The sequence below is a fragment of the Deinococcus maricopensis DSM 21211 genome (genome assembly GCF_000186385.1).
Lineage (GTDB): Bacteria > Deinococcota > Deinococci > Deinococcales > Deinococcaceae > Deinococcus_B > Deinococcus_B maricopensis.
Genome location: NC_014958.1, coordinates 1,572,044 through 1,594,505, shown reverse-complemented (window position 1 = coordinate 1,594,505; position 22,462 = coordinate 1,572,044). Strand labels below are relative to the sequence as shown.

Genomic DNA, 22,462 nt, shown 5'->3' with positions numbered 1-22,462 from the left:
GGGGCGGTGGGCGTTTTGTCTGCGGACCTAATTCAGGATGACCGGGTAGAGGTCCACGCTGCGGGTGCTCGGGCGGACCTCGTCGCGCGGGGCGATGCCCACGCGGACCGTGCCGCCCGTGCGGGTGCTGAGGCGCCCGTACAGGTCGAGGAGTTCGGCGGTGTTCAGGCCGCGGTCCAGCACGGATTCCGGGGGGAGGCCGCGCGAGACAAGGTCCGAGACAGCGTCCTGCACGAGGTCGAGCAGTTGCACGCGCAGCGCGACCGGGTCGCCGCCGAGGTTCAGGGTGACGGTGCGGATCACCTGCCCGCGGCGGTACAGGACGTTGTTGCTGCGCGCGTCACAGCTGAGTTCCACCTGGAAGCCGACGGCGACGTTCGTGGCGCTGCGGCACACGACGAAGGCGCTGGCGTTCAGGCCGCGCAGTTTCGTCTGCAGTTGCGTCTGCGCGCGTTCGGAGAGGACGGCGGCGGGCGTGCCGCGCGCGCCCTGCGCGGTGACGCTGGCGCTCGCGGCGCGCAGGAAGTCCGGGAGGTTCCGGACGGACGCGACGGTGTCGCGAAAGACGATCTCGCCTTTCTGGAAGAGAATGGTGTCGTTGCGGCTCGCGGCGAGTTCGCTGGTGGCGCGCGTGAAGTCCTCGCGGAGCACGTCGTTCGCGGCCTGGGTGCGCTGCAGGTCGCTGCGCAGGCGGTTGTTTTCGTTGTTGAGGGCTTCCTGCTGCGCGCGCAGGCTCTTGATGTCCTGCTGGAGCGTGGCGCGTTCGCGCGCAGCCTGGTCGCGCTGCGCGACGACGCGGTCGCGTTCGCCGCTCAGGCGGGCTTTGTCGGCGGCGAGAGTGCCGAGCTGCGTTTCGAGCGTGCGGCGTTGCGTTTCGAGGGCGTTGGCGCGCGCTTGCGCGTCAGTGACGCGGGTCTGGGCGTCGGCGACGCGGCGTTCGGCCTGCGCGGCGCGGGCCTGCGCGGCCTGCGCGCGGGCGCTGGCGGCCTGCGCGTCCGTTTCGGCGGCCTGGGCGCGCGCGTCGGCCTGGCGGACGCGGTCGTTCAGGTCGCGGCGCGACGCTTCCAGTTCGCTGAGTTGCGCGCTGAGCGCCTGCAGGCGCGCGTCGAGGGTTTTGGCCTGGGCGAGCGTCAGCTGTAGGGCGCGCTGGCCGGTGGCGGCTTTCGTGGCGAGTTCGGCGCGCAGGGCGTTCAGGCGGTTGATCTTGTCGGCGAGGCCGGACACCTGCTGCTCCACGCGGGCGCGTTCCTGCTGGGCGCTGGCGAGCTGCTGCGCGGCCCGGTCGCGTTGCGTGATGGCGAGCTGCCGCGCGGCGCGTTGCGTTTCGGCGTCGCGCAGGGCCTTGTCGCGTTCCTGCCGGGCCGTCTGGGCTTGCGTGCGGATATCACGCACGCCGGCTTTCAGGGTGTTGAGTTCGACGCGGAGGCGGTCCGCCTGGGTGATGTTCGCGATGGCCTGGCGGTTGATGAGCGCGAACGCGAGCACCGACGCGAGGCTGATGCCCATGCCGCTGGCGACGGCGACGATCAGGGCGGTCGTTTTGGGCCGCAGGCCGAACAGGCGCAGGTGTTTACGGCCGGCGCGGCGGGCGATGTTGTCGGCGGCGTACGCCACGAAGCCCGACAGCAGCACCACGAAGGCTACGAAGAGCCACAGCATCGCGTTCTCCCCTTCCCCGACTCAGAGCTCGAAGTCGTCGCCGAGGTAGTGGCGGCGGGCGTCTTCGTCGGCGGCGAACGCCTGCGGCGTCCCGTCGAACTTCACCTGCCCGTCGTACATCAGGTACACGCGGTCAGTGAGGGCGATGGTTTCGCGGACGTTGTGGTCCGTGATGAACACGCCGATGCCGCGCCGGTCGCGCAATTCGAAGATCAGGCGCTGAATCTCGCGGATGCTTTTCGGGTCGACGCCGGTGAACGGCTCGTCGAGCAGCAGGAAGTCCGGGTCGGTGGTGAGGGAGCGGGCGAGTTCCAGGCGGCGGCGTTCCCCGCCGGACATCTGGTACGCGTAACTGTTCGCGAGGGCGGTGAGGCCGAATTCGTCGAGGAGGGCGTCGGCGCGCGCCTCGCGTTCCGCGCGGCTGAGGTTGGTGTACTCCAGGATGGCGAGGAGGTTGTCGCGCGCGGTCATGCGGCGGAACGCGCTGGGTTCCTGCGGGAGGTACCCGAGGCCCGCGCGGGCGCGTTCGTGCATGGGAAGGCGGGTGACGTCGCGCCCGCCGAGGGTGATGGTGCCGGTGTTGGGGCGGACGAAGCCGACCATCATGTAGAAGGTGGTGGTTTTGCCCGCGCCGTTCGGGCCGAACAGCGCCACGATCTCGCCGCGCCGCACGGTGAGGTCCACGCCGCGCACGACCTGCCGCCGACCGTACGTTTTGCTCAGGCCGGACGCGACGAGTTGCGGGGCGTGGGCGACTTCGGCGGTCAGGGGGGCGGTTGCGGCGGTCATGTCGCCGCAATCGTAGCACGCGCGTTTCGGACGCCTGTGAGACGATCCGGCCGTGCCGAATGACGGGTTTGCGCGCGCGGGCGTGAGCCGCGCGGGGTATCGTCCGCAGCACATGTCCTCTCTTCCTTTGCCGGCGCTCCTCATCGGGCTCGCGACGGGCGCGGCCATCGCGTGTCTCGGGCCCATCAATACGTTGCTGCAGGGCCGTGCGGGCCCGTGGTCGACACTGGTGATCGTGCATCTGCTGGGCCTCGCGGTGGCGCTGCTGGGGTGGCTGCTGAGTGGCCGCACGCCGCTGCCGACCGACTCGGCGGCGCTGCGCGCGGCGCTGCTGGTCCTGCTGGTCGCCGTGGTGGCCGCGCTCGTGGTGCTGGGACGTGGGGCGCTGATGCTGGGCGTGCCGGCGCTGGGCCTCGTGGGTGGGCTGGTGGGGTTGCTGGTGGTCCTCGGGACGCTGTCGGCCATTCAGGGCCTGGGGGTGCTGGGGGGCATCACGACGATTCTGCTGGCGGAACTCACGAGCGCGGCGGTGATTGACGCGTTCGGGCTGCTGGGCCGCCCGGCGGTGCACCTGAGTGGGGTGCGGCTGCTGGGCCTCGCGGTGGTCGCGGCGGGCGTGCTGATGGTCGTGCGGCGGAACGCATGACGGCGGAGTTCGCACGGCTGGCGCGCGGGGACGCGCCCGCGTACCTGTGCACGCGCGTGTTTCATCACGGGGGGCGGCTGGTGGGCGCGCGGCTGGAGCGCGCGGTGCGCGCGGCCCTCACGGACGCGCTGGCGGCGCGGGGGCTGCCGATCACGGGGCCGCTGACGTTCCTGCCGTACCGCGACTCGAACGGGGCGGTGCTACTCGGGCCGCAGTTCACGCGCGGCATCTACGCGGTCGACACGGCGCAGATCGGGCGGGCGACGCTGGTCGTGGCGCCCATCGAGGACCTGAACCTCGACAGCAGCATTGCGTTCGAGTTGGGCTTCGCGGGCGCGCGGGGCGTGCCGGTGCTGAGCGCCCTGCAGAACGTCGTGCGGTTCCGGCATCCGGCGAGCGGGGTGGTTTCGCCGCTGCCGCCGCTGCTGACGCCGCTCGCGGGCACGGTGGTGGACGCCGGGGCGTTCCCGGCGGACGGCGCGCCGCGCGACCCGGATGCGTACCTCGCGCACGTGGAAGACGCCCTTACGCGCACGGAAGCGCAGGTCCGCGCGGCCGTTCCAGCCGCTCTGGACGCGCCGGTGCCCGCCTGGGGAAACGTGCCCGTGCGGGCCGGGCACCTTCACGTGGAGGTGGGCGGCCCCAGCGAGGACGCGCGCGCGTGGGCGGCGCGCACGGCCTCGGCGCTCGCGGACGCCGGGTGGTTCGTGACGACCGCCACGCGTGAGGGCGCGCGCACCCGCGCGGACCTGGACGCCGCCGTTCGCGAGGACCTGCACGCGGCGCTTGGCGCGCAGGTCCTCGTGACGCGCGCGGACACCGCCGACATGGACGCCGAGGCCGCCGCCGTCACGGGCCTGCGCGCCGGGTTGGGGCGCGCGACGGTGCTGTCGATTGGGTGGGCACGTGAGGTGTGGAACGGCGACGCGTACGTCCTGCCGGTGAACCTGATGCCCCTGCACGGCGCGCGCGCTTCCGTGCGTACCGACGCGGCGCTCCTGCAGGCCGTCCAGGCGCTCATGGGCGACGCGGCCACGCCGGGCGGCTGAGCGCGGGACGCGCGGTACACTGCACGCATGAAGTTCACGATCATCGTGCTGGATTCCGTCGGGGCGGGCGAACTGCCAGACGCTGCAGCGTTCGGCGACGCCGGCGCCCACACCATCAACCACACCCTGGAACGCACGGGCACGGCCCTGCCGAACCTCGCGCGCCTCGGGCTGGCCCGCGTGCCGAGCGTCACGCTGCCGGGCGAGCCGGTGACGGACGTGCACGGCGCGTTCGGGCGCATGCGCGAAGTCAGCCCCGGCAAGGACACCAGCACCGGCCACTGGGAGTTCATGGGCGTGCAGCTGCAGCATCCCTTCCAGGTGTTCCCGGACGGCTTCCCGCCCGTCATCATGGACGCCTTCGACGCCGCCACCGGGCACGGGCACCTGTGCAACCAGCCGTACAGCGGCACGGACGTCATCCGCGACTACGGCGCCGCGCACCTGGAAACCGGCGACCCCATCGTGTACACCAGCGCCGACAGCGTCTTCCAGATTGCCGCGCACGTGGACAAGGTGCCCATCGAGACGCTGTACGCGTGGTGCCGCGCAGCACGTGACCTGCTGCAAGGCGAGTACGCCGTCGCGCGCGTCATCGCGCGGCCGTTCCGCGGCGCGTTCCCGTTCGAGCGCGCGAACGAGCTCCGCAAGGACTTCAGCCTGACGCCGCCGCGCACGGTGCTGGACGCCGTGAAGGACGCGGGCCGCGACGTGGTGGGCATCGGGAAGATCCCGGACATCTACGACCACCAGGGGTTCACCGAGGAAATCCACACGGACAACAACGCCGACGGTATCGAGAAGACGCTGCGGCGCATGCAGGGCGACCTTGACGGTCTGGTGTTCACGAACCTCGTGGACTTCGACGCGAAGTTCGGGCACCGCCGCGACCCGCAGGGGTACGCGGGCAGCCTCGCGGAGTTCGACGCGCGCCTGCCGGACCTCCTGGCGAGCGTCCCGCAGGACGGGTGCCTGCTGGTCATCAGCGACCACGGGAACGACCCGACGTGGCACGGCAGCGACCACACCCGCGAGTACGGCCTGCTGCTCGCGTACCGCCCGGGCCTGGGCGCGGTGGACCTCGGGGAGCGCGCGACGTTCGCGGACGTGGGCGCCACCGTCGCGGAGGCGCTCGGCGCCACGTGGGACGGGCCGGGCACCAGCTTCTGGAGTCAGCTCGCGTGATGCGCGGAGCGCGGACCTGATGGGCGCGCTCCCCCACCCGGACGCGTTCACGTTCACGCTGAGCGTGAACGGACGCGGCGCGGGCGAGCAGGCGTGGAGCGTCGCGCACGACAAGACGGCGGTGATCGCCCGCGTGCAGACCGACTTCGGCGGGGTACTCCCCGCCGTGCGGCGCGTGCAGACCAGCCGCATGCACCCGCGCGCCGGCACCAGCCTCGCGTACGCCGAAGGGGACGGCCGTACCCGCGCGTCGTTCGAGACGCACTTCGACCGCAAGGCCGGGTTGGTGACGCTCCGGCAGGGCCGCGAGGAGGTCAGCGCGCCGCTCGTCAGCGACCACCACGACCCCGTGTCGCTGCTGCTGTGGCTGCGCAGCGCCACGGAGGACCTCACGCATGCGGACGTCCGCATGGTCGGGGGGCGCGTGCACGTGCAGCGCCTCCCGGACAGCGAGGTCGGCGGCGTAGCCGCGCGCGCGTACACCCTGCGGCCCGGCGGCGCGCTGGTGTTCGTGGAGGCGCACGCGCCGCACCGGCTGCTGCGGCTGGTGCAGCCGACCGACTTCGGCAGCGTGGACGCGCTGCTGGTCGGCTCCCCCGCGGCCGAGCAGTTCGCGCGCGAGGCCGCGCGGGAGCGCGATGGCGGCGTGCGCGCACGCCGCCGCCGCTGACCCTGAGCGCCTCCGTTTCGCTCTCCCGCCCTGGCCACCACGCCGGGGCCGCTTCTGAACAGGTGAACGATGAACATCATGCAAGGTGACGAGGCCCGCGCGGCCCTCACGCGGTCCTTCCAGGACATTCCCGTGCCGGACGCTGTGCTGGCCCGCATTCACTCGACGTTCGGGGAGGCGCTCACGCCCGAGCAGGTCGTGACGCGCATCCTCGCGGACGTCCGCGCGCGCGGCGACGACGCCCTGCGCGACTGGACGGAGCGCCTGGACGGCGCGCGCCCCGACGCGCTCCTCGTGAGCGAGGAAGAACTGGCGAGCGCCACCGTCGAGCCGGAGCTGCACGCGGCACTCGAACTGGCCATCGCGCGTGTCCGCGCGTTCTACGAGCGTCAGCCCGCCGGCGGGTTCATGCACGAGAACGAGGACGGCACGCTCGGGCAGCTCGTGCGGCCGCTCGGGCGGGTGGGCGTGTACGTGCCGGGCGGCCTCGCGCCCCTCGTCAGCACGCTCATTCACACGGCGGTGCCCGCGCAGGTCGCGGGCGTCCGCGACCTCACGGTCACGACGCCCCCGGACCGCGCGGGCCGCATTCACCCGGCCATTCTGGTGGCCGCGCGGCTGATCGGCGTGACGCGCGTGGTCCGCGCAGGCGGCGCGCAGGCCATCGGCGCGCTCGCGTACGGCACGGCGAGCGTCCCGGCGGTCGACAAGATCGCCGGGCCCGGCAACCTGTTCGTCGTGATCGCCAAGCGCCTCGTATACGGTCAGGTCGGCATCGAGAGCCTGCCGGGCCCGACCGAGACGCTGGTCCTCGCGGATGACAGCGCCGACGCGCGCTTCGTTGCCGCCGACCTGCTCGCGCAGGCGGAACACAACGGCGCGGAGCCCGTGCTGGTCAGCACCAGCCGCGACCTGCTGATCGAGGTGGAACGCGAACTGCACGAGCAGCTCGAAGCGCTGCCCGAACCGAATCGGTCGTGGGCGCGCGACAGCGTGGACGCGCGCGCGAAGATCGTCCTCGCCGGAACGCTTGAGGAGGGGTTGGAGCTCGCGAACCTGTACGCGCCGGAGCACTTGTGCCTGCTCACGCGTGACCCGTGGGCGCTGCTGGACGGCGTGACGCGCGCGGGCGGCGTATTCCTCGGGGAGAGCAGCATGGAAGCGCTCGGCGATTACGTGGCCGGGCCGAGTCACGTGATGCCGACCGGCGGCACCGCCCGGTTCGCGTCGCCCGTGAATGTGCGGGACTTCCAGAACATCATCAGTGTGGTCGGGGTGAACGACAGCGCGCTGCGCCGGGTCGGGCCGCACGCGGCGCGGCTGGCGCGCGCGGAGGGTCTCGAAGCGCACGCCCGCGCGATCGAGACGCGGTTCAGGCCGGACCCGGCACCCGCCCGCCCGTTGGAGACGCTGGAGGCGGTGCGCGGCGCGGAACTGCAGGACGACCTGCCCGTTCAGGAGTAACGCCCATCATGGCGAAGGCGCCCGGGAAGCCCGGGCGCCTCGTGTTCTCATGCGGCTGCCACGCGCCCTTGAGGGTGCATTCATGAGGCGCGGGGCGGGCGATTCCCCTCCGTACAGTGCGGGCATGCGTACATTGCTCCCACTGCTCGGCGCCGCGGTCCTCCTCGGGTCGTGCGCGCCTCTGCTCAGCACCGCCGCGCAACTCGCGCAGCAGGGTCCGTCCTCGCCCAGCGCCGGCCCGCTCGAAATCGGCCAGACGTGGGCCATCACGGGCCTCGTGAACGCCGAGAACGTCGCGTTCGACGCACCCGTCACGCAACTCGTCGGGGAGCCGCGGCAGGCGGCCACCCTCGCCGCCCGCGATGAAACGGCCGCGTTCGCGGCAGGCCGCGCCGGAACGAACGTCGTGAAGTACGACGCGACCGGCGTGCCCACCCTGAAGTTCGTATGGGTGGGGCGCACGGTGGAGCGCCGCCCGTACGTGTACACCTGCACGATCACGGACCCGCTGTCGCAGCCGTATCAGGGGACGCTCACGCTGGACCGTGGCGAGCCCACGCCGCTGCGCGGCAGCTGCACCGCGCAACTCAAACGCTGAACCCCGCGAAGGGCGGCACTCTGCAGGCCGCCGCCCTCCGCTCAGGCGACCGGGTCCGGCCAGATGTACTCGGGGTGCCACGTCTCCCCGCGGCGCAGGAACGGCACACCCAGGCCGAGCGCGCGCCGGCCGCCCTTCACCGCGGCGCGAATGATCTGCCGCGCGTCCAGGTTCGGGTGCACGGCGAACGCCGCGCGAACCTCGTCGTGCACGTTGAGCGTCTCGCCGCTCGCGACGCTGTCCGTGCCGAGCGCCACCTCGGCGCCCGCCGCCGCGAACGTCGCCCACGGGAACGTCCCGCACTCCAGGTTCGCGTTGCTGCGCGGGCAGCTCACGACGACGCACCCGGCCTGCGCGACTGCGCGCGCATCGTCCTTGGTGGTGTTGACCATGTGAATGAGGGTGGGGCGGGCGTCCAGCACGCCCAGATCCGCGAGGTGCCGCACGGGCGTGAGCGCCGCGTCGGGCGCGCGGCCCATCACGACGTCGTGCGGCGGGGCACCCAGGCGCGCGAGGCTCGCAGCGAGCGGCCCGCCGCCCGTGCGGTATAACTCCAGCTCGCTCGGGTGCTCCGCCACGTGAATCTGCAGTGGGAGCGCCTCGGCCCGCGCGTACGCCGCCAGGAGGCGTAGAAGCCGGGCGCTCACGGTGTGCGGCGTGTGCGGCGTCAGGCCGACGCGCATCCCGCCCGGCCGCTCCAGGCGCCGCCACGCCTCCACGCGCCGGACGGCCTCATGGAAGGTGGCCTCGGCGGTGTCCGGGTTCATGTCGATGACTTCCCAGTACGCCACGCCCGGCAGGTCGGCTTCGCGCAGCAGGAACTCCATGACGTCCTCACTCCACACGATGTCACCGAGGCCGCCGGCGCCGCTGGCCTGCACGGCCCGCAGGCCGAGGCGGGCGGCGTCCAGGCCGCGGCGGTCACGGTGCTGCACGACCACGTCCGGAATCCAGCTGAAGTACGGCTGCGGCCTGAACGGGTACAGCGTCATGTCGAGGTGGGCGTGTGCGTTCACGGGCGGCGGCGCGATCACGCGCGCGGCGCGCACTTCGGGGGCGTCTGGGAACTGCGCGCGGACCTGCACGCGCGGTCCGGCGGCGGCGATCACGTCGCCGCTCACGGCGACCGCGCCGTCCGCGACGGGCAGGCCCATGCCGGTGTACACGACGTCGGCGGTATACAGGGTCAGCGTCATGCGCGCATGATCGCACGGGGCTGAGGCGCCGCGCGTCCAGGCCAGGGGCGCGGCCGACCCTCAGGAAAGACGCTGGATGTGGCGGCGCACTTCATTTTGAACGGCGGGCGCGCCGCCCGCGAGCAGCTCGGGCGTGAGGCGCAGCAGGCCGCGCGCCTCCAGCTCACTCGTGAACAGGCTGTGCAGGCCGCGCGCGCGGCGGTCCACTTCAAGGCGGACGTCGAGGTGCTGCGCGCCCGGCAGGAGAACGACCTCCAGCTCCGTGATGTGCCCCTGACCGTGCGGGGGCGCGAACTCCAGTTCCTGCACGAGCCGCCCGTGCGTGAACTCCACGGTGCCGCTCTTCAGGTGGAATCCGAGGGCGCTCAAGGCGTCCAGGAAGGCCTGGGTGGGGGCGTTCGGGAGAATGCGGACGCTGTCCTCGTCGCCGGGGTCGCTGGCGCCGGCGATATCGGCGTCGGTGTGCAGCCACAGGCGCACGCCGGGCGCGCTGATGGGCGCGTGGTACGGGACGGTCAGGTGGAACGGCAGTTCCCGCGTCTCTCCGGCGCGCAGGGTCACGCGTTCCCCGAGCGTGACGCGCGCGACCGCGTGGGCGCTGGTGGTGTCGTCGTGGCGCGCGAGCGTCATCAGGCTGAAGTTCAGGCGTTCGATGTTCTGTTCCACGGCCCCGCCCGACAGGAGGACGACGCCGCGCAGGTCCTCGCCGAGTCGAACGGCGTCACGTTCCAGTCGGGCGTCCACGCGGGCGCCGCCCACGCCGACACTGGCCAGCATGCGTTTGAAGAAGCTCATGCTTCCCTGTACGCTCCCGCATCCTGCAGGGTTGCCGTGAACGCCGCCGGGTCGTCGAGGAACAGGTGTACGGTGCGCGTGCGGCGGTGCAGGCCGAGGACGCCCTGCACCGTGACCGGCTCGGTGAGCTGCACGGTGACGTTTGGCGGGACGAGCAAGGACAGGCCGAGGCCCGGCGCGTGACGATCGTACGGCGTGACGCGCTGCACGTGCGCGCGGGGAACGCGGGCGGTCCACAGGAGTCCCTGCTGCAGCAACAGGTGCTCCCCGGTCACGAGGGTGGGGTGCGCACGGACACTCGCCGCGAGCGCCGCCGCCCACACGCACGTGAGGCCCTGCGCGCCCGTGACCGCCCACGCGAACGCGCCCAGGCCCGTGGCGTGCAGGGCGAAGTGCGTCGGCAGGTCCATGAAGACGTACAGGACCACGTAGGTTCCCCATCCGCCGCGCTGGTGCGCGGTGAAGGGGACAGCGCCGCCGGGCACGTGCGGGCGGGCGCGGAAGCTGGCGAGCGTGAGCGCTTCACGCGCCAGGGTGCGCGCAGTGCCCGTATGACCGAGCCAGCGGTGCAGGCGGACCTGCAACTCTTCGGCGGCCGTCATCGGTTGGGGCAGCGGGATCGTGGGTTGCCGGCGGGCGCGCAGCGCCGTCCACGCGCCGCCGGGCAGGACTGCGAACGGCCAGCCGCCGGGCACGATCAGCGCCGCGACTGTCAGGCCCAGTAGGGCCCGTTCCGCGTACCGCGCCGGAAAGCGGCGGCGCGTCAGGTGCGCGGCGATCAGGGCACTGAAAGTCAGGTCGAACACGACGCCTGTGAGCGCGATGGGCGTGGCCGCGTCCCACCCCACCCGTGGGAAGGACAGCAGCACGAGCGGCGCGAGCAGCAGCGCGAGGCCCTGAACGAGGGCGGCAGGCGGAACGGCATGGAGCGGGGAGCGCATCGTGCACCTCCAGGGGCAGGGCCGGGCGCCCCGCCAGGTGAGTCGGGGGGCGGACGGAACGGCAGCGAACGTCCTCAGCGTACGGGCGGCCGGGCAGGGCGCACGCCCCCCTTCACCCCTGAGGAAACCCCTGCGGCTCGGGGCGGGCCGTTCACGTCTCCCCGGCCGGGCGCGCTCAGCAGGACAGACGGCGCGCCGCGCCCTGGCCCCCAGGGCAGGCGCACGAGGCCATCCATGAAAGGGGCACGGCGGGCCCACTGGATGAAGTGGCCCGCCGTGCCCCTGGGGTCGTCAGTACGCGGCGACGAGGCCGTCTGCGCGCGGTTCGCTGCCGCCGCAGTACACGCCGGTGCCCGCGTCGCGCGTGATGATCTGCCCACGCCCGAACGCGTTCGGGTCGAGGTTCACGCGGACGTCATGCCCTCGCGCCGCGAGGGCGCGCGCGACGGGTGCGGGCAGCGCGTGCTCCACCTCGACGGCGAAGCCGTTCGTCCACTGCCAGCGGGGCGCGTCCAGGGCGGCCTGGGGGTTCATGCCGTAGCGGAGCATGTTGAGCGTGACCTGCAGGTGCCCCTGAGGTTGCATGAAGCCGCCCATCACGCCGAGCGGGCCGACAGGCGTGCCGTCCGCGCGAGTCAGGAAGCCGGGAATGATGGTGTGGTACGGGCGTTTGCCGGGCCGGAGGCCGTTCGGGTGCGCGGGGTCCGCGTGGAAGTTGTGCCCGCGGTTGTGCAGGGCAATGCCGGTGCTGGGCACGACGATGCCGCTCCCGAAGCCCATGTAGTTGCTCTGGATAAGGCTCACCATGGTGCCGTCCGCGTCGGCCGTGGCGAGGTACACGGTGCCGCCCGTGCTGGGCGGGGGCGTATTCGGGTCGAGGGCGCGCTCGGTGAGGCGCGCGCGGTGGTGGGCGTGGTGCTCGCGGCTCAGCAGGCGCTCCACGGGCACGTCCGCGTGGCGCGGATCGGCGACGTGCGCGTGGGCGTCCGCGAAGCCGAGCTTCATCGCCTCGATCTGCGTGTGCAGCCCCGCGGGGTCGTGCGGGTCGTCGGGGAGGTCCAGGCCGTCCAGGATGCCCAGGGCGATGAGCGCAGCGATGCCCTGTCCGTTCGGCGGAATCTCCCACAGGTCATGCCCGCCGTAGCGGGCGTGGATGGGCGTCACCCATTCGCTCTGGTGCGCGGCGAGGTCCGTGCCGTGGAGAAGGCCGCCGCTGCTCTGCGCGTGCGCGTGGATGGCGTCCGCGAGGTCGCCGGTGTAGAACGCCGCGCCGTTCGTGGCGGCGATCCGCTCCAGGGTCCGCGCGTGCCCTTCGGACGCCCAGACGGCCCCGGCCGCGGGGGTGAAGTGGTCGGGCAGGAACGTTTCGAACCAGTGCTGCAGGAAGTCGTGGTTGCGCGCCGCGTAGATGCGCGCCGCGCGCGCCCAGTTATGCGCGAGGACGGGGCTGAGCGGATAGCCTTCGCGGGCGTACGTGATGGCGCCCTGCAGCACGCGGGGGAAGTCCAGCTGGCCGAAGCGGGCGTGCAGGTCCGCCCAGCCGCGCACGGCGCCGGGCACCGTAACGGGCAGCCACCCCTGGGCGGGCATGGGCTGCCCGCCCAGCGCGTCATGCGTGAGCGCCGCAGGCGCGGCGCCGCTGGCGTTCAGGCCATGCAACTCGCCGTTCTTCCAGATCAGGGCGAACAGGTCACCGCCGATGCCGTTGCTGGTAGGTTCCACGACGGTGAGGGCAGCAGCGGTGGCAATGGCGGCGTCCACGGCGTTCCCGCCGTCGCGCAGGACGGCGAGGCCCGCCTGCGCCGCGAGCGGCTGGCTGGTGGCGACCATGCCGCGCTGCGCGTACACCGGTTGCCGAAGCGTAAGGGTTTCAGGGTGCATTGCGGCAGTCATACCACGCAGGACCGGCGGACGTCCGTGCGTGCGGGACGCGCGCCGCTGGTGCCGGGAGGGTCGGCAGCGGGGAGGGCCCGTCAGCAAGCACCGACGGGCCCTCCCCTGCGGGGGCTTAGTCTGCCGCCTGGGTCTCCCTGGGGCGCTGCGCGGTGTGCGCGTACCAGTGTTCGATGGCGACGTCGAGGCTGGGCATGATCCAGCCTCGTTCGCTGATCAGGGCGCTGGCGGCGGGCCGCGCGGCCTTCTGGTGCAGGTCCGCCGTGGACACGGCTTCCACGAGGCGCTCGCTGAGGCCGCCCACGCGGGCGACGCGCCGCGCGAAGTCCGCCCAGCTGAGCGCGCCGGCGTTCGCGAGGTGCCAGATGCCGCGCTCCCCATCGATGAGCAGGTCCAGAGCCGCGCACGTGAGGTCCGGGACGTACGTCGGGGACACGACCTGATCGCCGGCGGCGCGTACGGTCCGCCCGGCCTGCAGCTCGCGGACGACGTACGCGGCGAAGTTGTACGGGTCCCAGGGTCCGAAGAAGGCGCTCGTGCGGATCACCAGGGCGTCCGGGGCGGCCTGCAGCACGAGGCGTTCCGCGTCGGCCTTGCTGCGTCCGTACGCGTTCAGGGGGTTCACGGCGTCACTCTCGACGTAGGGGGCGCCCTTCGTGCCGTCGAACACCAGGTCGGACGAGAACGTCATCAGGGGCACGCCGCGCTGCGCGCACGCGAGCGCGAGGAGGTGCGGGCCGTGCGTGTTCTCGCGGGTGTTGCGGGGGTCCGTTTCGGCGTCGTCCACGCGGACGTACCCGGCCGTGTTGATGACCGCCCACGGCTGGTGCAGGTCGAGCGCCGCGTGGATGGACGCCTCATCGGTGATGTCGAGGGCGCGGCGGTCCAGCAGGTGGTACGGCAGGCCGCGGATGGCGCAGGCGCGCGCGAACGCCTGCCCGAGCGTGCCAGTGGCCCCCGTGATGAGCAGCCGCGGGCCGCTGACGGGTTCTTCACGCACGGTGCCGTGCGGCGGGTACGTGAGGCGCTCACGGCGGCGCCACCAGCCGGGACTGCTGAGAACCGGGTGCGTGGGCGTGCGGCCGGCACTGAGGTCGCGGGCGAGGGCGGCCATGGCCGTGGGGCGCGGTGCGGGCGCGCGTACGTCCCACACGCCGCTCTCGTAGTGGCCATTTTGCTGCGTGAGCAGGGAGTTCCAGTCGTGCGCGCCGAACGCGGACCAGATCGTGACGCCGCGGACGTCCACGCCCGCGTGGCTGACGGCCTGCGCGTCGTCCCAGACTTCCCGCAGCCAGCGCAGCTGCTCCTCGCGGGTGCAGCCGAGGTGCACTTCGGTGATGGCGACGGGGCGGCCGTAACGTTCGTACGTCTCGCGGAGGCGCTCACCGGGGCCGGTCAGGAACGCGCCGTTCACGCGCACGGCTTCCACGTCGACGTACTGGTCGCGGCCGTTCCCGCCGTGCATATGCTGCGGGTAGTGGTCGAGGCGTTCGTCGAGGAAGCGTTCGCTGGTGACGTAGCTGTTCAGCCCGAAAATGTCCGGCGGGCAGGGGTTCTCCGCGAACCACAGGATGTCCGGTTCGCTCGCGCCGATGCCCCTGAGGTACGCCCACATGGGGTGCGTCTCGTCCACGCGTCCCATCAGCAGGTCCATGCTGATCCAGCGGCGTTCGTTCTCGAAGTCCGCCTGGTACTGCAGGTGCGGCGTGCTGTACGTGCGGCCCAGGTCCTCGGTCTGCACGAGTTGCGCGCCCGGGTTCACCTCGCGGATGGCGCGCATGGCGAGGACCGTGGCGCGCAGCTGGTGCTTCAGCGCGTGCCAGAAGCTCAGGTCATCGCGGGCGTGCGGGTACCAGTGGCCGTACAGCGCCGCGAATCGCGCGGTCGTGAGGGGCTCGTTCACCGGCGTGTACTGCGTGATGTGCGGGTAGCGCTGCGCGACCGCGCGGGCGTACCGCGCGAGCCCCACCTCGAAGTTCGGGTCGAGCAGGTGCGTGTCCATCGGGCCGCTGCCGTGGTGCACGAGACCCACGATGGGGTCCACGCCGAGGTCTTGCAGGCGCTGCAGGCGCTCGTCCGCCCACGCCCAAGCGCAGGTGTCCACGCCGTTCGGGGCGGTGCGCTCCCACAGCAGGGGGAAGCGCACGCGTTTCGCGCCGAGCGAGGCGAGGCGGTCAATGTCGTCCAGACGGTGATGGAAGCCGCTGAGGTGCAACTGATCCATGGTGGTGTCGCCCACGCGGCTGACGGTGGGTTCGACGCCCACCCAGAGCTCCAGGGGACGCATTCACACCTCCAGGGCGGTCACCGTTTGGCTGACGCGGGCCTCGTGGCGCGCGCGGAGTTTGTTGAAGGTGGTGAGCGCCTGCGCGACGACCTGATCCATGTTGTAGTAGCGGTACGTGGCGAGGCGGCCAACGAACGTGACGTCCTCGCGCGCTTTCGCTTCCGCTTCGTACTGCTTGTAGAGCTCGGCGTTCTCAGGTCGGGGTACCGGGTAGTACGGGTCGCCTTCCGCGCGCGGGTACTCGTACACGACGCTGGTGTGCTTGTGCTCCTGCCCGGTGATGTACTTGAACTCGCTGATGCGCGTGTACCCGTAGTCGTTCGGGTAGTTCACAGTGCCGACTGGCTGGAAGTGCTCACGCGCGTGCGTTTCGTGCACGAACTCCAGGCTGCGGTACGGGAGCTTGCCGTACTTGAAGTCGAAGAACGCGTCCACCGGGCCGGTGTAGATCATGTGGTCGAACGGGATGATGTCCACGATCTCGCGGTAGTCGGTATTCAGCATCACCTTGATGTTCGGGTGCGAGAGCATCTGCTCGAACATGCGGGTGTACCCGTGCAGTGGCATCGCCTGGTACGTGTCCGCGAAGTAGCGGTCGTCGCGGTTCGTGCGGGTGGGCACGCGCGCCGTCACGCTCGCGTCGAGTTCGCTGGGGTCCAGGCCCCACTGCTTACGGGTGTAGCCGCGGAAGAACTTGTTGTACAGGTCACGGCCGACCTTGCTGACGACGACGTCCTCGCTGGTGCGGACCTGCTCGACCTTTTCCGCGACGGACTCGAAGAACTCCTCGACCTGGAAGGACGTGAGGTTCAGGCCGTACAGCTTGTTCACGGTGTCGAGGTTGATGGGAATCGGGAGTTCCTGACCGTCGACGCTGGCGAGCACGCGGTGCTGGTACGGACGCCACTCGGTGAAGTTCGACAGGTAGTCGAAGACGTCCTTGCTGTTGGTGTGGAAGATGTGCGGGCCGTACGGGTGGATCAGGATGCCCGCGTCGTCGTAGCGGTCGTAGGCGTTCCCGCCGATGTGCGGGCGCTTGTCGACGATCAGGACGCGCGCGCCGAGCTCCGAAGCGAGACGTTCGGCGAGGACGCTGCCGGCGAAGCCGGCGCCGACGATCAGGTAGTCGAAACGGGTGGGGTTGAATTCAGTCATCGGCGGCCTCCGGTTGAGCGGCCGCGTAGATCTGGCGGCTCATGGCGTCCCAGGTGCGGTCCCAGGACGTCTGTGCGAGCAGCGCGTCGGCGCGTGCCTGGCGGTCATGGTGAGCGGTCGTGCTGCGTTCGGCGAGAGCGGTGGCGCAGGCGGCCTCGAAGGCGTCGGCGTCGTCAGCGATGTGCACGAGTTTCTGCTCGCCGTATGGGCGGATTACGTCACGGATGCCGGTGGACACGACGGGCACGCCTGCAGCGAGGTACTCGGGCGTTTTGGTCGGCGAGATGAATTCGGTGGATTCGTTGCGGGCGAAGGGCAGCAGCGCCACGTCCCAGTGCGCGAGGTAGGCGGGCAGGTCCGCGTACCCTTTCTGGCCGAGGTAGTGGATGTTGGCGCCGGCAGGAAGGTCGGCCGGGTCGATTTTCACGATGGGGCCGAGGAACACGAAGTGCCATTCGGGGCGGCGTGCGGCGACGTCGCGGATCAGGTCGATGTCGAACCGCTCATCGATGACGCCGTAGAAGCCGAGGCGGGGACGCGGCAGGTCACGTTGGTCGGCGGGGTCGGCGAGGCCGGCGCGGGCCTGCGCGAAGTGCTCGACTTCGACACTGCTGGGGAAGGGGAAGACGTTGGGGTGCTGCTGGCACTTGGCTTCGTAGAGGCGGTGGCCGCCGGTGAAGACGACGTCGGCGCGGCGGAACAGCTCCCGCTCGCGTTCGCGCAGTTCTGGGGGGGCGTGGCGGAAGTTCGCCAGTTCGTCCATGCAGTCGTAGATGGTGACGGCGGGACGGAGGTGCGCGGTGATGGGCAGTTCCATGGGCGTGTACACCCAGAGGGCGTAGCGCTGAAGGCGTTCCTGTTTCACGAGGTCGCGCAGGAGGATGGCGGTGCGCGCCTGGGAGTCGGCGGGGCTGTGACCAGCTTCGATGTGTGGGGTGCAGACGGTCACGCCGCTCGGGTCGCGGCGGACGTCAAGCCAGTCGTTGCCTTCGCCGAAGATGGGTTCTTCAACGTAATAGACGCGGCGGTCGCGGGCCGCGCGCGTCATCAGGTGTTGCGGTCGCTGAAAAACGAAATCCCAACGTAAGTGCGCGATCACAATAAGATCGAGTGCCGTGTTCATGATCTTCCCCCCTAACGGAAATCACCTCAAGCAACGTCAGGCTGCAATCAGTCAAGAGGGAGTATACCCAGCGAAATGAGATTAACCTCGACTAGGACACAGATTGTAAACAATCTCTAAAAATTTGTTCAGGGAATAAATAAAGGTTCTCTGATTTTCTGCATGTATTTCGGTCCAACCAGGAACCATCCGAATGCCGATTTGATGGGAACAGGAGGTTCTTTTGTGTAGATGTCTAAAGATTGTAGGCAGAATTCGAGGAGTTGTCGTTCTGTTTGATGAAGGTTCCTCAATCAATGGATGCTTGATTTCTGGTCACCCATGACTTTCGATTGGCGGTTCATCCGAAAGGTACTTGTCCGGAAACGGGCCGCTGAGCGTGGATTACTGGATCACCACGCCAGCGACAAGGGTGGTTTCACCTTCGAACGCCCACTTCGAAAGCAGCCGCACAAACCTCGGTATCAGCCTCGTCCCCGGCGCCCTCCTGAAGTCCCCGCCTCCAGCTTCAGCATGACCGCCGCTTCAACAGCAGGAAGTGGACGGAATCGCCGCACCAGACCTGAACCTGCGTGCCCCCCAAAGACCCCTCTGCCACGTAAGCCCCGTGCACGGCACTCTCCCCGGTCGCTGGCAGGCAGGAAGGCGCCGAACATGAAGCACAGGCCGCCCCGGACTAGTCCGGGGCGGCCTGTGCTTCCAGAGCTCAGATGCTGATTTCCGCGAAGCGGGCGTTCTCCTGGATGAACAGTTTGCGCGGCGCGACTTCGCTGCCCATCAGGGCCTCGAAGGTTTCGTTGGCGGAGATCAGGTCCTCGATGCTGACGCGCTTGAGGGTGCGCGTTTCGGGGTTCATGGTGGTGTCCCACAGCTGGTCGGCGTTCATTTCGCCGAGGCCTTTGAAACGCTGGATCTCGAACTTCTTGCCGTCCCTCGTGGCCTGCTTCGTCAGGACGCGCAGGTCGTCCTCGTTGTAGAGGTACGTGCCTTTCTTCTCGCGGCCCACAGTGAGGCGGTACAGGGGCGGCTGCGCGATGTACAGGTAACCCTGCTCGACGACGGGACGCATGTAGCGGAAGAAGAAGGTCAGCAGCAGCGTGGCGATGTGGCCGCCGTCCATGTCCGCGTCGGTCATGATGATGACCTTGTGGTAGCGGAGGTTGGACAGGTCGAAGTGCATGTTGTCGCCGGTGCCTTCGACGCCCGCGCCGATCGCGCCGATGAGGGCGCGGATCTCAGCGTTCTTGAGGATCTTGTTCAGCTCGGCCTTTTCGACGTTCAGGATCTTGCCGCGCAGCGGGAGGATCGCCTGGAAGCGGCGTTCACGGCCGCTCTTGGCGCTGCCACCGGCGGAGTTCCCTTCCACGATGAACAGTTCGCTTTCGCTGGGGTCCTGGCTGCTGCAGTCCGCGAGCTTCCCGGGCAGGTCGTCGTTTTCGAGGGGGTTGCTGCGGCGCACGATGTCGCGGGCCTTGCGGGCGGCTTCGCGGGCGCGGGCGGCTTCGGCAGCCTTCTCGACGATGATCTTGCCAATTTTGGGGTTCTCTTCGAGGAATTCGGCGAATTTCTCGCCGACGATGGCGTTCACGGCCGTCTGCGCTTCGCTGTTGAGCAGCTTGACTTTCGCCTGCGATTCGAACTGCGGCTCGCCGAGTTTGACGCTCACGACGCAGTAGATGCCTTCAAGGAGGTCCTCGCCGCTGGGGACGGGGTTGCCGCTCTTCACGAGGTTCTTCTCTTTGGCGTACTTGTTGAGGATACGGGTGTACGCGGTTTTGAAGCCGGTGAGGGGCGTGCCGCCGTCGCGCGTGCGGATCATGTTGGCGTACGTGAGGATGTTGTCGGCGCTGTAGGTGTTCGCGTGGATGAACGCGACTTCCACCTCGACGTCGCTGTGCGTGCCGCGCATGACGATGGGTTCGGCGTACAGCAGTTTGGTGTCGTCGGTGACCAGTGCGCGGGCGAAGTTGGCGATGCCGCCCTTCTCGTGGAAGATTTCTTCGCGGACCTGGCCGGCGTGCAGGTCGGTGCGTTCGTCGCGCAGCACGATTTTCAGGCCCGTGAGGTACGCGAGTTCGCGGAGGCGGCGGCGGATGCGGTCGTAGTCGAACTTGTTCTCGAATTCGCTGAAGACGGCGGGGTCGGGGTGGAAGCTGACCTTGGTGCTCCAGTCGACGTCGGCGGGGGTGGGGCCGACCACACGCAGGGGCGTGGTGAGTTCACCACGTTCGAAGCGGACGTTGTGGAGCTTGCCGTGTTTGTTGACGGTGACGTCGAGGTAGCTGCTGAGGGCGTTCACGACGCTGCTGCCGACGCCGTGGAGGCCGCCGGAGACCTTGTAGGCGCCCTGGCCGAATTTGCCGCCCGCGTGGAGTTCCATGAAGATGACTTCGATGGCGGGTCGGCCTTCGCTTTTCATGATGTCGACGGGGATGCCACGGCCGTTGTCGATGACGGTGGCGCTGCCGTCGGCGTGCATGATGACCTGGATGGTGTCGGCGAAGCCGGCGAGGCCTTCGTCGATGCCGTTGTCGATAATTTCGGTGAGGAGCTGGTGGTAGCCGTCAATGCCGGTGCCGCCCTGGACGTACATGCCGGGGCGTTTGCGGACCGCTTCGAGACCCTTGAGGATGCTGATTTGGTCTGCGGTGTATTCTGTTTGGCTCATGGGCCTCCTTGACGCCTGCGCGTCGGTGGCGCAGGGGCGATGGTGGGGGGTGCTGGTGGAGCGCAGCCTCCCTTTTTGGCGGCTGGAGCGCGTCCAGTTCACTTATTGTATCAGGATGGGCGCTAAGGGTCAACGCATAAATGTAAAAACTAGTTACGCCCATTACGTAAAATATTGCGGTGGGCCGGTCGCCTGTGTCTGCGCAAACGCCCCAGGCTCTAAAGTGAACGCCATGACCGCGCGCGCCGCCCTGCTTCTCACCCTGCTGCTCACCACGGCGCACGCCCAGACCACCTGCACGCCCCCCACCCCCGCCCCGGACCGCGCACGCACCGTGATCCTCCTCGACGTCAGCGGCAGCATGATGGGCCAGGGCGACGGCCGCGCCGTCATCTTCCCCGCCGTCAAGGCGCAGCTCACGCGCCTGATCGCCCGGCAGACCGGCGAACTCCACCTCGTCACCTTTGACGCCGGCGTGCGCAGCCAGGTGACCTACACCCTCCCGCAGGACCGCGCGCGCGCGCTCCAGGCCCTGCAGGCCACCGCCGCGAACGGCCGCAACACCTGGCTGTACCGCAGCCTGGAAGCCACCTTCGCGCGCCTCGCCCCGGACGACGCTGCGGCCACGACCGTGTACGTCCTCACCGACGGCCAGAACAACGACCCGGCCCGCCGCTACACCGCCGAGCGGGCCATGCGCGCCTTCGAACGCGTGCGCGGCCCCCTCGACCACCTGTATTACCTCGCGCTCGGCACGGTCGTTCCCAAGGACGCGCGGGACGCCCTGCGTGCCGGAGGGCACGGCAGCGCCACCGAACTCCCCCTGGGCCTCGCCCCCAACCTCACAGACGGCCAGTTCCCCCCGGCCCTGCTCGACGTCCCGGACCGCCTGACGCCCACCGTGCGCCTGCCCGGCACCACCCGCGCGGAACTCGACCCGGACCGCGCCGGGCGCGACCTGAGCGTTACCCTCGCGCCCGGCGGCACCGTGCGCCTCAACGTCCCCCACCCGGTCCCCGTCGGCACCACCAGCCTGCTCTGCACCCGCACCCCCGAGGGTGCCCGGCGCATCCTGTTGCGCTTCCCTGAGGGCCTCAGCGGTCCCCCAGCCAGCCCGGCCGCGCCGCTGCGCCCCCTGGGCGTCACGCAGGCGAACGCGCGGAGCTGGACGCTGGTGCCCGTGACGCCCGCCGCACGCACCGCCCTCGCGCGCGGCGGGAGCACCACGCTGCGGTACCGCCTGACCGGCGTCCCCTCGGCACGCGTTCGCCTCGCACCTCTACCCGCCGGGCTGAGCGGCACAGTCCGCGGCGTGAACGCCCGCGGGGATGCGCCGCGCGGCGCGGAAATTAGCGTGCACCTCCGCAATGACCGCCTCGCCCGCGGCGCGGTCGTCACGCCCGCCCTGCTGGTCGGGAACGTGCAGGTGCCGCTGCCCGCCATCCGCCCCGCCGGAACGCCTGCGGAGGCGCTGCCCTCACCGGAGCCCGGCGCTGCGCCCCCCCCGGCGCGCCTGTCCCCCTGGCTGCTGCTCATCGTCGCGGCGGCAGCGTTCGGCGCGTTCATGAACCGGCACCGCCTGGTCATCCCGCCACCACGCCGCCCCGCGCCCGCGCCCACGCCCGCCGCGCCGCCCCCGCCTGTGCGGACGGCCACGCCCCACCCGGACGGCGCGGCGGCCGCGCTCATCGCGCCGGTGCCGTCCGGGTTCGGGCGGCCGCTGGCGTTCAGCCTGCTGGGGCGCGCCCTCACAGTGCACGGTGATCACGTCACGCACCACACGCCCCTGCCGGACGGGGAGCACGACCTGGGCGTCACGCTCGCGCTGCCTGCACTGCTGGGCCTCACCGTCGTGCGTGGCGCGAGCGGCGCGACCCTGACGGCCCTGCCGCACGGCGTGACCCTCACGTACGGCAGCGTCACCCTCCAGCCAGGCGACCCGCTGCCCGAGGGCGTGCCGCTTGCGCTCAGCGGCCTGCATGAACCGGCGAGCACACCGGGCCTCCCCTATCACCTCACGCGCGGCAATGAACCGATCCCGCTGGACGCGGGCGTGGCGCGCGCCGTGCCGCCCGCCGCGAGCGCCGTGGACCTCGGGGAGGCGAGCGGCATCGCGGCACTGTCGGGCCTCACGATCCTCGCGGACGGCGGCGCGTACTACCTGAGTCGCCTGCCCGGCGGCGTTCGCGTGAGCGCCGGCGGGCAGGGCCTGAAGCTCGGCACGGCCCTCGTACCCGCCGGTACGTACGTGCTCGACGGGCCCGCGCTGCCCGAGCCGCTGCAGCTCACCTGGGACGCCCGCTGACCCGCAGGACGTTTCGCGCGGGGCCGTTCGGTACGCTGT

17 protein-coding genes are annotated in these 22,462 nt (G+C 70.6%); 7 read left to right on the top strand and 10 right to left on the bottom strand.

Translation table 11 applies throughout. From position 1 onward, the window contains the following. Positions 1-27: 27 nt before the first annotated feature. The gene (locus tag DEIMA_RS07505; RefSeq protein WP_013556634.1) at positions 28-1,659 is read right to left on the bottom strand and encodes a DUF3084 domain-containing protein; all 1,632 of its coding nucleotides are present in this window, start codon (positions 1,657-1,659) and stop codon (positions 28-30) included. Positions 1,660-1,680: 21 nt separating this feature from the next. Then, on the bottom strand, positions 1,681-2,448 hold the full coding sequence (gene lptB / locus DEIMA_RS07500; RefSeq protein WP_013556633.1) for an LPS export ABC transporter ATP-binding protein: 768 nt from the start codon (positions 2,446-2,448) through the stop codon (positions 1,681-1,683). 112 nt (positions 2,449-2,560) lie between these two features. Between lptB and DEIMA_RS16875 the strand changes: the two genes are divergently transcribed. The 6 genes from DEIMA_RS16875 to DEIMA_RS07470 all read left to right on the top strand — a co-directional run bounded on the left by DEIMA_RS16875 (position 2,561) and on the right by DEIMA_RS07470 (position 8,060). Then, positions 2,561-3,094 (top strand): DMT family transporter, encoded by a 534-nt coding sequence (locus DEIMA_RS16875; RefSeq protein ID WP_013556632.1) that lies wholly within the window; start codon positions 2,561-2,563, stop codon positions 3,092-3,094. Next, entirely contained in the window at positions 3,091-4,143 is a 1,053-nt protein-coding gene (locus tag DEIMA_RS07490) for a nucleoside 2-deoxyribosyltransferase (RefSeq protein ID WP_013556631.1), read from the top strand. The genes DEIMA_RS16875 and DEIMA_RS07490 overlap by 4 nt, the downstream gene beginning before the upstream one ends. Positions 4,144-4,170: 27 nt before the next feature. Continuing rightward, the gene (locus DEIMA_RS07485) at positions 4,171-5,328 is read left to right on the top strand and encodes a phosphopentomutase (RefSeq protein ID WP_013556630.1); all 1,158 of its coding nucleotides are present in this window, start codon (positions 4,171-4,173) and stop codon (positions 5,326-5,328) included. Between the two features lie 19 nt (positions 5,329-5,347). After that, complete coding sequence (locus DEIMA_RS07480) at positions 5,348-5,998, top strand: hypothetical protein (protein WP_013556629.1); 651 nt, start codon at positions 5,348-5,350, stop codon at positions 5,996-5,998. A gap of 69 nt (positions 5,999-6,067) precedes the next feature. Continuing rightward, positions 6,068-7,462, top strand: coding sequence for a histidinol dehydrogenase (gene hisD, locus DEIMA_RS07475; RefSeq protein WP_013556628.1), 1,395 nt, complete (start codon positions 6,068-6,070; stop codon positions 7,460-7,462). Positions 7,463-7,586: 124 nt separating this feature from the next. Continuing rightward, complete coding sequence (locus DEIMA_RS07470; RefSeq protein ID WP_043816551.1) at positions 7,587-8,060, top strand: hypothetical protein; 474 nt, start codon at positions 7,587-7,589, stop codon at positions 8,058-8,060. A gap of 41 nt (positions 8,061-8,101) precedes the next feature. Here DEIMA_RS07470 and DEIMA_RS07465 read toward each other — a convergent pair whose 3' ends face one another. From DEIMA_RS07465 to DEIMA_RS07430, 8 genes are all read right to left on the bottom strand, one after another. Further along, positions 8,102-9,256 (bottom strand): amidohydrolase family protein, encoded by a 1,155-nt coding sequence (locus tag DEIMA_RS07465; RefSeq protein ID WP_013556626.1) that lies wholly within the window; start codon positions 9,254-9,256, stop codon positions 8,102-8,104. A gap of 60 nt (positions 9,257-9,316) precedes the next feature. After that, positions 9,317-10,051 (bottom strand): sporulation protein, encoded by a 735-nt coding sequence (locus DEIMA_RS07460; RefSeq protein WP_013556625.1) that lies wholly within the window; start codon positions 10,049-10,051, stop codon positions 9,317-9,319. Then, complete coding sequence (locus DEIMA_RS07455) at positions 10,048-10,992, bottom strand: hypothetical protein (protein WP_013556624.1); 945 nt, start codon at positions 10,990-10,992, stop codon at positions 10,048-10,050. Before DEIMA_RS07455 ends, DEIMA_RS07460 begins: the two co-directional genes overlap by 4 nt. A gap of 291 nt (positions 10,993-11,283) precedes the next feature. Next, positions 11,284-12,873, bottom strand: coding sequence for a gamma-glutamyltransferase family protein (locus tag DEIMA_RS07450; RefSeq protein WP_043816549.1), 1,590 nt, complete (start codon positions 12,871-12,873; stop codon positions 11,284-11,286). 127 nt (positions 12,874-13,000) lie between these two features. Further along, positions 13,001-15,172, bottom strand: coding sequence for a family 1 glycosylhydrolase (locus tag DEIMA_RS07445; protein ID WP_013556622.1), 2,172 nt, complete (start codon positions 15,170-15,172; stop codon positions 13,001-13,003). Continuing rightward, positions 15,173-16,327 (bottom strand): UDP-galactopyranose mutase, encoded by a 1,155-nt coding sequence (gene glf, locus DEIMA_RS07440; RefSeq protein ID WP_013556621.1) that lies wholly within the window; start codon positions 16,325-16,327, stop codon positions 15,173-15,175. Beyond that, positions 16,320-17,450 carry a glycosyltransferase family 1 protein gene (locus tag DEIMA_RS07435; RefSeq protein ID WP_013556620.1) on the bottom strand — a complete coding sequence of 377 codons (1,131 nt, stop codon included), beginning with the start codon at positions 17,448-17,450 and terminating at the stop codon, positions 16,320-16,322. Before DEIMA_RS07435 ends, glf begins: the two co-directional genes overlap by 8 nt. A gap of 706 nt (positions 17,451-18,156) precedes the next feature. Then, positions 18,157-20,118, bottom strand: coding sequence for a DNA topoisomerase subunit B (locus DEIMA_RS07430; RefSeq protein WP_013556619.1), 1,962 nt, complete (start codon positions 20,116-20,118; stop codon positions 18,157-18,159). Between the two features lie 232 nt (positions 20,119-20,350). On the opposite strand from DEIMA_RS07430, the gene DEIMA_RS18415 reads away from it, so the two are divergent. Continuing rightward, a complete protein-coding gene (locus tag DEIMA_RS18415) occupies positions 20,351-22,423 on the top strand; it encodes a vWA domain-containing protein (protein ID WP_013556618.1) in 2,073 nt (690 codons plus the stop codon). Positions 22,424-22,462: the final 39 nt, after the last annotated feature.